The sequence below is a fragment of the Micromonospora sp. WMMD735 genome, from assembly GCF_049178995.1.
Lineage (GTDB): Bacteria > Actinomycetota > Actinomycetes > Mycobacteriales > Micromonosporaceae > Micromonospora > Micromonospora wenchangensis.
The window spans coordinates 1,175,261-1,188,280 of the sequence record NZ_JBMHMJ010000002.1 but is presented as its reverse complement, the minus strand read 5'-3'; the positions used below and the strand labels follow the sequence as shown (position 1 = coordinate 1,188,280).

At 73.3% G+C, this 13,020-nt stretch carries 13 protein-coding genes and 1 pseudogene; 8 read left to right on the top strand and 6 right to left on the bottom strand.

Annotated features, from left to right (window positions below; genetic code table 11):
- Positions 1-16: 16 nt before the first annotated feature.
- Together ACN268_RS05195 and ACN268_RS05190 are read right to left on the bottom strand one after the other, a co-directional pair.
- Positions 17-1,258 carry an MFS transporter gene (locus tag ACN268_RS05195; protein WP_421481980.1) on the bottom strand — a complete coding sequence of 414 codons (1,242 nt, stop codon included), beginning with the start codon at positions 1,256-1,258 and terminating at the stop codon, positions 17-19.
- Positions 1,255-1,965: a siderophore-interacting protein gene (locus ACN268_RS05190; RefSeq protein ID WP_421481979.1), complete on the bottom strand. Its 711-nt coding sequence runs from the start codon at positions 1,963-1,965 to the stop codon at positions 1,255-1,257. The genes ACN268_RS05195 and ACN268_RS05190 overlap by 4 nt, the downstream gene beginning before the upstream one ends.
- 106 nt (positions 1,966-2,071) lie before the next feature.
- Here ACN268_RS05190 and ACN268_RS05185 point away from each other — a divergent pair.
- Positions 2,072-4,090: pseudogene (locus ACN268_RS05185) on the top strand (penicillin acylase family protein); the annotation flags it as partial.
- 36 nt (positions 4,091-4,126) lie between these two features.
- Positions 4,127-4,687, top strand: coding sequence for a GNAT family N-acetyltransferase (locus ACN268_RS05180; RefSeq protein ID WP_421486813.1), 561 nt, complete (start codon positions 4,127-4,129; stop codon positions 4,685-4,687).
- Between the two features lie 54 nt (positions 4,688-4,741).
- Here the strand turns inward: ACN268_RS05180 and ACN268_RS05175 are convergent, their stop codons facing one another.
- Together ACN268_RS05175 and ACN268_RS05170 are read right to left on the bottom strand one after the other, a co-directional pair.
- Positions 4,742-5,332 carry a hypothetical protein gene (locus ACN268_RS05175; protein ID WP_421481978.1) on the bottom strand — a complete coding sequence of 197 codons (591 nt, stop codon included), beginning with the start codon at positions 5,330-5,332 and terminating at the stop codon, positions 4,742-4,744.
- 222 nt (positions 5,333-5,554) lie between these two features.
- Positions 5,555-6,022: a hypothetical protein gene (locus ACN268_RS05170; protein WP_421481977.1), complete on the bottom strand. Its 468-nt coding sequence runs from the start codon at positions 6,020-6,022 to the stop codon at positions 5,555-5,557.
- Between the two features lie 116 nt (positions 6,023-6,138).
- On the opposite strand from ACN268_RS05170, the gene ACN268_RS05165 reads away from it, so the two are divergent.
- Positions 6,139-6,366, top strand: coding sequence for a hypothetical protein (locus ACN268_RS05165; RefSeq protein ID WP_204924296.1), 228 nt, complete (start codon positions 6,139-6,141; stop codon positions 6,364-6,366).
- A gap of 40 nt (positions 6,367-6,406) precedes the next feature.
- Here the strand turns inward: ACN268_RS05165 and ACN268_RS05160 are convergent, their stop codons facing one another.
- Complete coding sequence (locus ACN268_RS05160; protein ID WP_421481976.1) at positions 6,407-6,904, bottom strand: DinB family protein; 498 nt, start codon at positions 6,902-6,904, stop codon at positions 6,407-6,409.
- A 185-nt stretch (positions 6,905-7,089) separates the two neighbouring features.
- On the opposite strand from ACN268_RS05160, the gene ACN268_RS05155 reads away from it, so the two are divergent.
- Complete coding sequence (locus ACN268_RS05155; protein WP_421486812.1) at positions 7,090-7,788, top strand: GyrI-like domain-containing protein; 699 nt, start codon at positions 7,090-7,092, stop codon at positions 7,786-7,788.
- On the opposite strand, the gene ACN268_RS05150 is transcribed toward ACN268_RS05155, so the two are convergent.
- Positions 7,773-8,120, bottom strand: a complete 348-nt coding sequence (locus tag ACN268_RS05150) for a hypothetical protein (RefSeq protein ID WP_421481975.1) — start codon at positions 8,118-8,120, stop codon at positions 7,773-7,775. The two genes, ACN268_RS05155 and ACN268_RS05150, sit on opposite strands and share 16 nt — an antisense overlap.
- A gap of 370 nt (positions 8,121-8,490) precedes the next feature.
- Here ACN268_RS05150 and ACN268_RS05145 point away from each other — a divergent pair, with 370 nt between their 5' ends.
- The 4 genes from ACN268_RS05145 to ACN268_RS05130 are packed head-to-tail and all read left to right on the top strand — an operon-like array spanning position 8,491 to position 13,011.
- A complete protein-coding gene (locus ACN268_RS05145; RefSeq protein ID WP_421486811.1) occupies positions 8,491-8,958 on the top strand; it encodes a hypothetical protein in 468 nt (155 codons plus the stop codon).
- Entirely contained in the window at positions 8,958-10,355 is a 1,398-nt protein-coding gene (locus ACN268_RS05140; protein WP_421481974.1) for a hypothetical protein, read from the top strand. Before ACN268_RS05145 ends, ACN268_RS05140 begins: the two co-directional genes overlap by 1 nt.
- Complete coding sequence (locus ACN268_RS05135; RefSeq protein ID WP_421481973.1) at positions 10,352-11,884, top strand: VWA domain-containing protein; 1,533 nt, start codon at positions 10,352-10,354, stop codon at positions 11,882-11,884. The genes ACN268_RS05140 and ACN268_RS05135 overlap by 4 nt, the downstream gene beginning before the upstream one ends.
- A gap of 14 nt (positions 11,885-11,898) precedes the next feature.
- A complete protein-coding gene (locus ACN268_RS05130) occupies positions 11,899-13,011 on the top strand; it encodes an ATP-binding protein (protein WP_421481972.1) in 1,113 nt (370 codons plus the stop codon).
- Positions 13,012-13,020 lie beyond the last annotated feature (9 nt).

Genomic DNA, 13,020 nt, shown 5'->3' with positions numbered 1-13,020 from the left:
CGCCCCGCCCACCGGCTCAGCCGACCGGGGCGGGCGCAACCACCGGCTCGGCCGGCCGGATCGCGCCCGGCCGGAACCGACGCTGGTGCCCCAGTCCGACCAGGACGCCGACGGCGACCAGCACCACCGAGGCGAGCGCGACGGCGGGATAGCCGACCCGGTCGGCGGCGGCCAGCCCGACCGAGGCCGCCAGGAACGAACAGATCAGCCCGAACGACGACAGCACGGTGAAGTCGGTCCCCCCGGTGCCCGGCCGCGAGTAGTCCATGTTGACCACGTAGAGCACCACGTTGGCCACCGTGTACGCGGCCATGAAGCAGCACAGCGCGGCCACCGTCGATCCCAGCGGCGCCCGCCCGTTGAGCAACGGCAGCAGCAGCACCGTGGAGACCGCGAGCGCCGCTCCCCCGACGACGAGCAGCCGCGCCCGGCCGAACCGGTCCACCCCGACCCCGGCGAGCAGGCCGGCGACGATCGCCGGTGCGCTGATCACCACACCGGTGACCACGCCGATGCGGGAAAGCGACCAGCCCGCGTCGACCAGCGCCGGGGTGACCAGGGCGTAGGCGGCACCGGCTCCGGTGTAGACCAGCGGCACCACGCCGAAGGTCCACCAGCGGCAACCGGGCTGCCCGAACACCGACAGCAGCGCCCGGTACGCCTGCCCGGCGCCGGCCACCCGGGCGACCCGGTCCGGTTCCCGCAGCCGCCACACCACCACCAGGCCGACGGCGGTCAACGCGGCCAGCAGACCGATCGCCGGCAGCCAGCCGAACCGGTCGTAGACCAGCACGCACGCGCCGCCACCGAGCAGGTTGCCCAGGTAGCTCGCGGCGACCTGGATGCCGTTGCCGGCACCCCGCGTCCCCTCGGACAGCACCCGGACGGCGACCGCGTCGACCGCGATGTCCTGGGTGGCGGAGAGGAAGACGTAGGCGGCGCAGATCGCCACCACCGGGCCGAGCTGCCGGGTCGGGTCGGCGAACGGCAGCAGCGCCAGCAGGCTCAGCACCAGACCCGCCTGCAACGGCAGCAGCCAGGACCGGTAGTGCCCGTGCCGGCGGGAGCCGTACCTGTCGAGCAGCGGGGCCCAGAGGAACTTCAGCGGCCAGACCAGGCCGACGAACTGGAGCAGGGCCAGGGTGTCCAGTGAGGTGCCGCCGTCGCGCAGGATGGCGGTCAGCCCGACGGTGATGAACCCGATGCCGAGATACTGCGTGACGTAGAGCGTGGTGAGCGTGCCGAGGCGTCCGGTCACCGCGCGCTCCAGTAACCCAACGCGGTGAGCTGCTGCTTGCCCAGACCGAGGGTGCGGCGCACGTGCCAGGTGAGCGCGCGGGTGCTGCCCGCCTCGCAGGCCAGCCAGTAGTGGGCGTCCGGCGCGGCCGGCAACTCCGCCCGGACGGTGTCGACGAGCTGCTGCCCGTCCTGCCCGCGCGGCACCCAGGTGACCCGGTGCTGCTCCCCGGCGCGGGGGGTGAGTGCCTGCTCCCCGGGGTGGGCGTACTCCAACCAGACCGTGGCGGGGATGTCGGGGGCGGCGTCGAGCAGGCTGTTCACCGCCGGCAGCGAGGCGGCGTCACCGACCAGGTAGAGGTGGGCGGGGACCGGGTCGGGCAGGGCGAAGGCGCTGCCCTGCAGGGTGGCCACGATGGTGTCACCGACCTGCGCGCGGGCCGCCCAGCGGGCCGCGCAGCCGTCGTGCAGGGCGAACTCCAGGCTGAACCGGCCGGTCGCCGGGTCCGGGTCGACCAGGGTGTACGCCCGCTGGTGCGGGCGGCCCGCGTCGTCGAACCAGAGCCGGATCCACATGGTGGGGTGCACCTTGGCCGCCGCCAGCAGGCCGCCGTCGTCCATCAGCAGACGCCGGTAGTGGTCGCCGACCGGCTCGGTGCCGCGCACGGTCAGCCGGAAGTCCCGACCGCCCATGGCCTTGAGCACCAGGGCCTCCCAGTTCCGTTTCACACGCCCTCCAGGTAAGGTCCGCCTAAGTTAGGCGAGGGTAACTTACCTGGGGAGTCCTGTGGAGAGTGGGACCGGCACGCAACCGGGCGGTCGTCCGGCCACCGGCGTGCACCGCGACCGGTGGGGCGTACCGCACCTGTGGGCCGACACCGTCGACGAGCTGGCCCGATGGCAGGGCCGGGTGGCCGCCACCGACCGGGCCTGGCAGCTCGAGGTCGAACGGTGGCGGGCCGAGGGCCGGCTCGCCGCTCACGTCGGGCCGACCGAACGCGACTGGGACCGGTTCGCCCGGCGCTCCCGCCTCGACGACACCGCCCGGCGCTGCTTCGAACGGCTCACCCCGGCCACCCGGCGCTGGGTCACCGCGTACGCCGACGGGGTCAACGACGCGTTGCCGGCCGGCGCGGCGGCGGCCCCGGAGTTCGCCGCCACCGGCAGCACGCCCGGCCGGTGGCGACCCTGGACGCCGCTGGGCGTGTTCCTGGTCCAGCACATCCTGTTCGGCACCTTCCCGCAGAAGCTGTGGCACGCCCACGTCGCCGCCACCCTCGGCCCGGACGCGACCGAGCTGTTCGCCGTCGAGGGACCCGGCGGCTCCGGCAGCAACGCCTGGGCGCTGCCCGCCGACCCGCTGACCGGACGCGGGCCGGTCATCGCCGGTGACCCGCACCGGCTGCTCGAACTGCCCGGCATCTACCAGCAGATCCGGCTCGCCTGCCCCGAGTTCGACGTGGTCGGGCTGGCCTTCCCCGGCGTGCCGGGGCTGCCGCACTTCGGTCACGCCGGTGACGTCGCCTGGGCGGTCACCAATGCGATGGCCGACTACCAGGACCTCTACCGCGAACAGCTGCGCCGCGACGGCGACCGGGTGCTGGTCCGCGACGCCGACGGCTGGGTGCCGGCCCACCGGCACGTCGAACGGATCGAGGTCCGCGGCGGCGCGACCGAGACCGTCGAGGTGATCGAGACCCCGCGCGGGCCGGTGATCGACCACGACCGGCACACCGGCGAGGCACTCAGCCTGCGCACCCCGACCCGGGTCACCGGGAACCTCGGCTTCGAGGCGCTGCTGCCGCTGCTACGGGCCCGCACCGCCGACGACGTCGCCGACGCGCTGCGTGGCTGGGTCGAACCGGTCAACAGCGTGCTCGTCGCCGACCGGCACGGCACGGTACTCCAACTCGTCGCCGGCCTAGTGCCGCAGCGCGACGACAGGTGCCGGCGGGAACCGGTGCCCGGCTGGGAGCCCCGCTACCGGTGGTACGGCGACTATGCCACGGCCAAGCCCGTCGAGGTCGGCGGGCCGGCGGTCTGCGCCAACGACCGCCGCGACGACACCGCCGCCCTCGGCGTCGACTTCGCCCCGCCGCACCGGGCCCGGCGCATCCGTGACCTGCTCGCCGACGGCGTCGCCGCCGCCGACGTACACATGGACACCCGGCACGGGTCGACGGTCCTGCGGGACCTGCTCGCCCGACTCGACCCGGCCCCGCTGAGCGCGCCGGCCCGACGGCTGCGGGACCGGCTGACCGGGTGGGACGGTCGGATGGCCGCCGACAGCGTCGACGCCGGGGCGTTCGCCGCCTGGCGGGCCGCGCTGGTCCACCGGCTGGCCGCGCACCCCGCGCTGGGGCCGTTGCACTCCCCCGGCGGCTACGACCCCCTCTTCGCGCCGTGGACCGACCCGCTGGCCCGCATCGGGCACGCCGTGGAGGGGGTGGTCGCCGGGCTGCCCCGCCTCGGCGGTGCGGTCGAACCGCTCGCCGTCGCCGCCCTGGAGGACGTCGCCGCCGGCGACCCACCCGGCCCCTGGGGGCGGCGACACCTGCTGCACCCGCTGCACCTCGGGGTGTCCGACGCGGTCACCGCACGGGTCGCCGCGATGCGGGCGGGCACCGCCCTCGGCGGTGACACCGACTGCGTACTGGCCACCTCCAGTGTTCCCGGGGTCTCCGACGCGTGCTGGCGCGGGCCGGTCGCCCGGTACGTGTGGGACCTCACCGACCGGGCGGCGAGCCGCTGGATCGTCCCCTTCGGCGTCTCCGGCCGCCCCGACGACCCGCACTTCGCCGACCAGTTGCCGCTGTGGGCCACCGGTGGGCTGATCCCCGTCGGCACCGACTGGCACACCCTGACCCCCGCACCCCGAGACGAGGACCCCGTGACCTACCAGGAGCAGATCCCCGGCTTCGGTGAGCTGACCCTCACCGTGGTCGACCCGGACGCCCACGCCACGCTGCTGCACGGCTGGGTGACCGAGCCCCACGCGACGTTCTGGGGCATGGGGTCGTACACCGTCGAGGAGGTACGCGAGGTCTACACGTTCGTCGACGGCCTGAGCACCCACCACGCGTACCTGATCGGGTTGGACGGCACCCCGGTCGGCCTGTTCCAGACCTACCAGCCGGAGGCCGACCCGGTCGGGGAACGCTACCGGGTACGCCCCGGCGACATCGGCATGCACCTGCTGCTCGCCCCGGGCCGCCGACCGCCGCGCGGGCTCACCGACGCGGTCGGCCCGGCGCTGGCCCGATTCCTGTTCCGCGACCCCACCCGGCTGCGGATCGTGGTCGAGCCCGACGTGCGCAACCGGTTCGCGCTGCGCCGGCTGGAACGCGAGGGGTTCACCTTCGCCGACGAGATCGACATGCCCGACAAGCGCGCGCAGTTGGCGTTCCTCACCCGCGAGCGGTTCGAGGCGGACCACCCCGTCCCGGCGTGAGCCGTCCGGCCCACCGCCCGTCGAGCGGGTGTGCCGGACGGGCAGGCGGGCCGGTCAACACGTACGGATCCGGCCGTTGTGGCCGGCCGGCACCAGTCGTCCCGCGTACGCCCAGCCCTGCAACGGGTCGGACGACTGGGACGAGCGCATGTCGTCCCCGGGATCGAGTCGTGGCCAACGGATCTTGATCCAGACGCCCGCGACCTCGTCGTCCAGGACCGGATCGAAGCTCGTGGTGGTCGAACAGCCGGCGTAGACCAGGGTCTTGTCCCATGCCGCACCGGCCCGCCTGCCCTCCGGCCCCGGCGACGTACGGACGAACAGGTGGCCGGGAGCGACGACGAGGTACGGTGCCAGATCACCTGCCGGGGGCGCAACGTCCGCGTAGCTCTCGGCCCGCTCCAGTGCCTCTTCGCGGGTGAGTTCCCTGGCGCCGTTCTGGAAGATGTTGGCATTGTTGATGACGTCGGCGGCCTGGCCACCGTTCTGCGCCTGCTTGTTGCCGGTGCCACCGGTCTGGGACTGACTGTCGCCGTGCCCTTCGCCCTGCTCGGACTGCAGGCACGCCACCACACCGAAGAGGACGGTCGCCAGCACCCCGCAGATCGCGACCGCCAGGTTCTTCCTGTTCCAACTCCACGCCATGGCACTCACTCCGCAACTCGGCGTACGACCTCGGAGGTGCGGGACAGCGGACGATCGCTGGGCGATTCGCCCGGAATCTCGACCTGCGGTCAATACAAGCACCGGTTTCGATGTCCACCAAGGCCACGAACTGTCCCGAAGGCGACAAAGTTCACCGGAACCCCGGGCAGAGCCGTTCGCCCCGACGGCGGGCCAACTTCCACCTTCGGCCACCATCGGTGCTCAGTGCGACGGCGTGTCGGCCCGGGTGCGGACGACCTGTGACCATGCGGGCACCGGCAGGCGGGCGGTGGAATTGATGACGAGTCGGTGCCGGTCGCCGAGCTGGTCGTCGGCCTGGATCCTGATCTCGAACGGATCGCACTGCACGAGCCCGTCGACGGTGAACGAGCCGAGCCGGTATCCCTCCGTGAGCTTGGGCTGCGGCGGTAGGGGCGCCCGACCCAACCAGAAGAACTCCGCGTCGGCCGGCCGCACGCCCCGCGCGGCCAACTCCTCCTGGAAGGTCTGGTACGGCAGCCAGGGTCCCGCGACATCGACGTTACGACGGACGGCTTCCCAGACGAAGTTCACACCCAGCAGCCCGAGTACGACCGCAGGAAGCACGGTGAACAGGCGTGATCGCCGCACCGTGTGCCAGTGCGGCACCCCACCCGGCGCGCGGGTACCCGTGAAGTCACCGGTAGTCACCGTTCGACCGTAGTCGAGGGCGGCAACGCGGCTCACGTACGCCCGGCGCCGACGGACGGCGAGCGGCGCGGCGTAATCGGGTCGCGGGCCGGCCCGCCGGTGGGGACGATGTGGCGATGTCCGGCACACCCGAGGGGTTCACCTACCGCCTACGCAAAAACGGTGACGTGGAACTGCTGCACCACGGCCGCCTCGCCACCGTGCTGCGGGGCGTCGCCGCGGCCCGGTTCCTGACCGACGTGGACAGCGACGACCCGCAGGAGTTGATGGCCCGCCTCACCGGCAACTACCGGCACGGCAACGAACGGACCGCCAAACGGCACCCCCGCAACCGGGGCCGCTGACCCTCCGCACGCACCCGTCCCGGACCGGGGCCGTGGACCGTCAACCGTCGACGATCTGCTCGCGGAGGATGTCGGCGTGCCCGCAGTGCTGGGCGAGTTCGCGGAGCACGTGCAGATACACCCACCGCAGCGGGACCGGTCCCCTCCGGTGCCCGGACAGGACGTCGTCCAGGCCCAGCGTCGCGGTCGCCCGGCGGGACGCCGCGCAAGCCTCCCGGTGGGCCTGGCGCACGGTGGCGACCGTGTCGCTGTCGTCGAGCACGAACGACTCCTCCGACGCGGCGGGGATGCCCAGTTCGGCGCGCGACCGGCCGGTGACGGCCTCGTCGAACCAGACCCGCTCCACGAAGGTCGCGTGTTTCACCAGGCCCAGCAGCGTGGTCCGGGAGGCCACCAGCGACCGGCGGGCCTGTTCCTCGGTCAGCCCCTCCAGGCAGCCGTCGAGCGCGGCGCGATGCTCGTCGAGGAACGCCTCGAACTGCGCAGCGAGCGGCTGGGCGACGACGGCTTCGGCGAAGGTCGGCGGAAAGGCGGGCATGCAGGACAGCATCCCAGACCCGCCGGTCGTCGACTGCCCGGGAGTCCTCCTGACATAGTGTCGGTCGCACCCGCACGGGCACGTGGTGCCCGACGGACCGCCGGAAGGAGGGTCGGGAGCATGACGAGGTGTCCGGTCCGCTCCGGCGACGGGTCGACGGGCCACGTCCCGGGCGGCGTCGACCGATGCCGGTGACGGGCCCCGCCGACGGGAAGGTCGACTTCCGCCGGGCCCTGGACGCCTACCGGGCGCAGAAGGGCCGGTTCCGGCTGGTCGACGTGCCCGACATGCAGTACCTGATGATCGACGGCCGGGGCGACCCCAACACCGCGCCGGCCTTCACCGCAGCGGTCGAGGCGCTCTATCCCGTGGCGTACCGGGTGAAGTTCGCCAGCAGGCGGGAACTCGGGCGGGACTACGTGGTCCCGCCGTTGGAGGGCCTGTGGTGGGCCGAGGACATGGCGTCCTTCACCACCGTGCGGGACAAGTCGCGGTGGCGCTGGACGCTGATGCTCATGGTCCCCGACTGGATCGGGCCGGGCATGGTCGCCGCCGCCGCCGCGCAGGCCGGGGCGAAGCGGCCACCCGGACGGCTGGACGACGTCCGCCTGGAGCGGCTGGCCGAGGGGCGGTGCGTGCAGACCCTGCACGTCGGCTCCTTCGACGACGAGGCCGCCGTGCTCGCCCGTCTGCACCACGAGTTCGTCCCCGCCCACCGGCTCCGCCTGACCGGCACCCACCACGAGATCTACCTGAGCGACTTCCGCAGGGTCGCCCCCGACCGGAGGCGCACCATCCTGCGCCAGCCGGTCGTCGCCGACACCCGGCCCGTCGGGGATCGTCGCGGGGCTGCCGCCGACGGCGGCGGTCAGCCGGCGCGGTAGCTCAGGTGGTAGCCCGTCGGCCAGCTGTGCAGGTTGTTGAGTTCGGCGGCCGGGCCGGTGCAGTCGGTCGTCCGGTAGCCGGACACGGAGTTGAAGCCCCCGCTCCAGGCGAGCAGCCAGGTCGCCGCGGCCGGGACGGGCCGGCAGACGCCGTCGGGCGTGGCCTGCCGACCGACGACCTCGGTCGGGTAGCTGGAGTAGAACACCAGCCCCGTGTCCGGGCTCTGGACGGGCTCGCCGGCGGTCGCGGACGACGTCGGCAGGATCGCGGTGAGCACGACGCCCAGGGCGGCGGCGAGACCCGCGGCTGATCGGTGAACGGCGGCGCGCATGGCGGTCTCCTTCGGCACGGCTGCGGTCCGTAATCCGGCGCGAGCCATAGAAAGTGACATTGCTCGATATAACAATCCGTCGGGATGCGGGCGGTGTCAAGGAGCCGGGGCGGGGCAGCGGCCTGCCGAGGGTGGCATCGGAACCCCGCAGAGTGATGGAACGGCCGGCCGGTGCGACCGCTCGGACCGGACCGCGGGACGGGGCGACGGGAGGCCGTGGAAGTGTCGTACCCGTGGGCCATGATCTTGTGGTCACGGCGACGCCGGCCCGGCCGGCGCACGCCATCAACCATGGTCGACGCCGGTGTACCGGCGGGTGGGAGGACATGCGGTGACGGACGCCGACGAGGCCGCGTGGCGGCGGCGGAGCGTGGTGGCGGTGGTGCCGCCGGCCCGGCCCCGCAAACTGGCCAAGGTGCCCTTCGTCGAGCTGGCCGACGGGCGGTTACAGGGTGTGGTGTCCAGCGGTTCCGACATCGAGCGGGTGTACGTCTCGTCGGTGACCGCCGGTAACCACGCCTACCACTGCAGCACCAACAACAACCGGCCCTGCGGCGGGCTGCGCGGCGCGCCCTGCAAGCACCTGGAGGCCCTGGCCGACGAGGCCGTCCTCCAGTACGGCGTCGACCGGGTCGCCCGCTACCTGCGGGTCGACGCCGGTGACGGCACGCAGACCGGGGTCGAGCTGCTGTCCCGGCTGGACGCCCGGCACGAGCCGACCTCCGCCGCCGTGGTGTTCAGCCGGTTCCTGCGTCACCTGGCCTACCTGGAGTTGCCGACCAGCACCACGGCGCTGCCCGAGCTGCACTGGTTCCCGTCGACCGCGGCAGGCCGCTGATGCTCGGCACACAGCTGGCACAGCTGCACGGCGACGCCCCCACCGGGCTGGCCGACGCCGACGACGTGGTCGCCGGACTCGACGAGGCCCTGCTGCGGGGCTTCGCCCGGGTCGGCGAGGCGGACGCCGCCGCGCTGACCGCACTGGCCGCCGCGGTCGCGGGCACGCCGCTGGGTGAGCGGGTGGCCGAGGCGGTCGGCAAGGTGACCGCCGGCTCCGTCGGGCAGGAACACCTGGCCGCCCTGGCCGGAGCCCGCACGGCGCTGCTGGGCGCGACCCACGACGCCCTGCTCGACCGGCTCGACACCGCCCTCGGGCGGGAACGCACGGCGTGGACGGCACCCGCCGGTGAGCCCGCCGACGGCTCCCCCGCCCGCGCCGCCGCCCGGTCCTGGCTGCACGAGACGGCCCTCGCCGGCTGGCGGGGCATCGACCACGAGCTGCTCTCCGCCGTCGGCACGCCGGTCGAGGCGGCACTGGCCGAGCCGGGGGCGCGCCGGCTGGCGGTGCTGCTCGACGGGCTCGCCGCCGAGCTGCGGGCCGGGTTGCCGGTGGCCACCATGGCGCAGCCGCCGGTACGCCGCTGGGCGGACCTGTGGGCCCGGGGCGTGCTGCTGGCCCAGGACGGGCCGGCCACCGACCCGACGGCCGGCACCACCACGGTGAGCGGTCGCCTGCTGCCGCTCGGGGTCGACGTCCACGAGCACGAGACCGCCGTCCAGGTGCAGCTGCACGCGATCCTCGAACCGGCCGACGCCGGCACGCCCCGGCTGGTCCGGGTGACGGTGGGCGCGGCCAAGGTCGCCACGATCGGCGGCCCGGCGGTGTGGCGGCTACTGTCGGCGTACCCGGTGCTGCTCACCGCGATCGCGCAGCGGCGGGCGCTGACCGTGACCGACCTGCCGGCGTACGGCGGCGACCTGCACTGGGTCGACGAACGGGCGCGGGCCGGCGAGCCCGCCGATCCGTTCGCCACCGCCCGGGTGCTGCTGGGCACGGCGACGTCGGCGGCCACCGCGCCGCTGGACCGGCACCCGGCGGCGATCGCCGAGCCGGTGCTGCTGGAGGGTTACACCGTGCACGACGGCGGGTCGACCGTCGACCTCGGCGGGCAGCGCCTCGCGGTCGCCCTGGACCGGCTGCCGGCCGCCGGGCCGCTCACCCCGGCGCTGGTCGCCGCCTCGTCGTCCTGCCTGGGCCTGGCCCGCTTCGACGGCGGCCGGTGGCTGGTGCAGCCGCTGGCGGTGCAGGCCACCGTCAAGCGCCGGCCGGTCGAGGCGCACAACGGCGACTGGGCCGACGGGGTGACCGACCCGAAGGTGGCGAAGGCCGAGGCCAGGGCGGGCGACGCCGTGGCCGTGCTGCGCGAACGCGCGGGACGGTTGCTGCGCCGATGAGCGACCCGACCCCCACGACCGGTGCCGTGCTCCCGGGTGACGCGCCGACCCCGGGCGATGTGGTGACCCCGGCCGACCTCGCTGCCGCCAACCGCCGGCAGGTGCTCTACTGGCGGCTGCTGGGGCGGCTCTTCGACCCCGACGAGCAGCCCACGCTGGAGGCGGCGAGCGTGGCCGTGGTCGACGACCTCGGCCTGCCCGCCGCCCTGCTGGACCCGACCGTGTCGGTGGACACCGTGGTGCAGCGTTTCCCCGCGCTCGCCGACGAACTCCGGGGCCTGCTCGCCCCCGCCCCGGCCGGCCCGACCGACGACCGGCCCGTCGCCGCCTCCCCCGACGCCGGGGCCCCGTCGGCCACGACGCCGGAGGCGACCACCGACGGCACGGAGGCGACGGAAGCGAGCATCGACGGCACGGGCGCGCCGGGCGGGGGTGACCCCGCCGACGGCGGGGTCCACCGGCCCGGCGAGGCCGAGGTGCGCCGGGCGGCGCTGGTGTCGAAGCTGCTGCTCAACGTCTTCGGCACCGGGTCCGGGCCGGTCAGCGCCGGCCAGTTGGCCCGGTGGCAGGCCGACGCCGGCTGGTTCGAGCAGGCGCTCGGCTGTCCTCCGGGGGAACTGCGTCGGCAGGGCGGCACCGGACTGGGAGCGACGCTCGCCGGGCTGGAGGGTGACCTGGTCCGCCGGATGCACCTGCGGGAGGTGCTGGCCGACCCGAAGCTGGCCGCCCAGCTCACCCCCAGCATGTCGCTGATCGAGCAGCTGCTGCGGGACAAGTCCAACCTGTCCGGGGTGGCGCTGGCCAACGCGAAGTCGCTGATCCGGCGGTACGTCGACGAGGTCGCCGAGGTGCTGCGGACCCAGGTCGAGCAGACCACCGTCGGCGCGATCGACAGGTCGGTGCCGCCGAAGCGGGTGTTCCGCAACCTCGACCTCGACCGCACCATCTGGCAGAACCTCACCAACTGGAGCCCGGAGGACGAACGCCTCTACGTCGACCGGCTCTACTACCGGCAGACCGCCCGCAAGACCACCCCGTCGCGGCTGATCGTGGTGGTGGACCAGTCCGGGTCGATGGTCGACTCGATGGTGAACTGCACCATCCTGGCCTCGATCTTCGCCGGGCTGCCCAAGGTGGACGTGCACCTGATCGCGTACGACACCCGGGCGTTGGACCTGACCCCGTGGGTGCACGACCCGTTCGAGGTGCTGCTGCGCACCAAGCTCGGTGGCGGCAACGACGGACCGGTGGCGATGGCGATGGCCCGCCCCAAGATCGTCGAACCGCGTAACACCGTCATGGTGTGGATCTCGGACTTCTACGAGTTCGACCGCTCCCAGCCGTTGTTCGACGGCATCGAGGCGGTGCACCGCTCCGGGGTGCGGTTCATCCCGGTCGGCTCGGTCAGCAGCTCCGGCCAGCAGAGCGTCAACCCCTGGTTCCGGCAGCGCCTCAAGGACCTGGGCACCCCGGTGCTCTCCGGTCACATCCGCAAACTCGTCTTCGAGCTCAAGAGCTTCCTCACCTAGGAGAATCACCCCTCATGTCCGAGATGTTGCGTGCCCCCGCCGAGGTCAAGTACGCCGACGAACTCGACTACCTGGAGTCGGTCGACACCGGCCCGAAGCCGTTCTCATGGCGGTTGAGCCCGCGCATGGTGCGGCTGTTCGTCCTCGGCTCGGAACGGGCCGACGGTCTGGAGCGGGAGATCCCGCAGAAGTGGTTCGGTGACCGCAGTTTCGTCGAACGCAGCATCGTGACCCTGGCGTCGGACCGGGGCCTGCTGCTCATCGGCGACCCCGGCACCGGCAAGAGCTGGCTGGCCGAGCTGCTGTCCGCCGCGATCTGCCGCAACTCGACGCTGGTGGTGCAGGGCACCGCCGGCACCACCGAGGACCACATCAAGTACTCGTGGAACGTCTCGATGGTCATCGCCAAGGGGCAGTCCCGGGAGTCGATGATCCCGTCGCCGATCATGACGGCGATGGAGCAGGGCGTGGTGGGCCGCTTCGAGGAGCTGACCCGCTCCACCAGCGACGTGCAGGACGCGCTGATCTCCATCCTGTCGGAGAAGTACGTCTCCATTCCCGAGCTGAACGACGACAACATCGTCTTCGCCCAGCCCGGTTTCTCGATCATCGCCACCGCGAACAGCCGGGACCGGGGCGTCAACGACCTGTCGTCGGCGTTGAAACGCCGGTTCAACTTCGTCCGCATCCCGGTGGTCACCAACAAGCGCAGCGAGGCGGAGATCGTCCGGTTCCGCACCGAGGAACTGCTGCGCCGGCACCGCATCGAACTGGACGTGCCGCCCACCCTGCTCGACATCCTGCTGCAGAGCTTCGCCGACCTACGGGCCGCCGCCGCGTCGGCGACCAGCGACGACGAGAAGCTGGAGTCGGCGCTGTCCACCGCCGAGCAGATCGGGGTGCTGGAGGACGCCATCCTGCACAGCCAGTTCTTCGGCGACCGGGCCCTGCGGGTGGAGACGCTGGCCTCCTCGCTGGTGGGGTCGCTGGCCCGACGCAGCCCGGAGGACCTGGCGATCCTCAACAAGTACCTGCACGGCGTGGTGGAGCCCCGGGCCAAGAAGGACGGCGAGGGCTGGGCCGGCTTCCTCGACGGCGGTCGCCAGGCGATCGCCTCGCTGTCGTGACCACCGCCG

Coding starts and splice junctions, on each gene's coding strand:
- ACN268_RS05155 (WP_421486812.1), top strand. CDS start 7,090: ATGCCGGTGACGGGCCCCGCCGACGGGAAGGTCGACTTCCGCCGGGCC.
- ACN268_RS05135 (WP_421481973.1), top strand. CDS start 10,352: ATGAGCGACCCGACCCCCACGACCGGTGCCGTGCTCCCGGGTGACGCG.
- ACN268_RS05160 (WP_421481976.1), bottom strand. CDS start 6,904: ATGCCCGCCTTTCCGCCGACCTTCGCCGAAGCCGTCGTCGCCCAGCCG.
- ACN268_RS05140 (WP_421481974.1), top strand. CDS start 8,958: ATGCTCGGCACACAGCTGGCACAGCTGCACGGCGACGCCCCCACCGGG.
- ACN268_RS05150 (WP_421481975.1), bottom strand. CDS start 8,120: ATGCGCGCCGCCGTTCACCGATCAGCCGCGGGTCTCGCCGCCGCCCTG.
- ACN268_RS05175 (WP_421481978.1), bottom strand. CDS start 5,332: ATGGCGTGGAGTTGGAACAGGAAGAACCTGGCGGTCGCGATCTGCGGG.
- ACN268_RS05130 (WP_421481972.1), top strand. CDS start 11,899: ATGTCCGAGATGTTGCGTGCCCCCGCCGAGGTCAAGTACGCCGACGAA.
- ACN268_RS05165 (WP_204924296.1), top strand. CDS start 6,139: ATGTCCGGCACACCCGAGGGGTTCACCTACCGCCTACGCAAAAACGGT.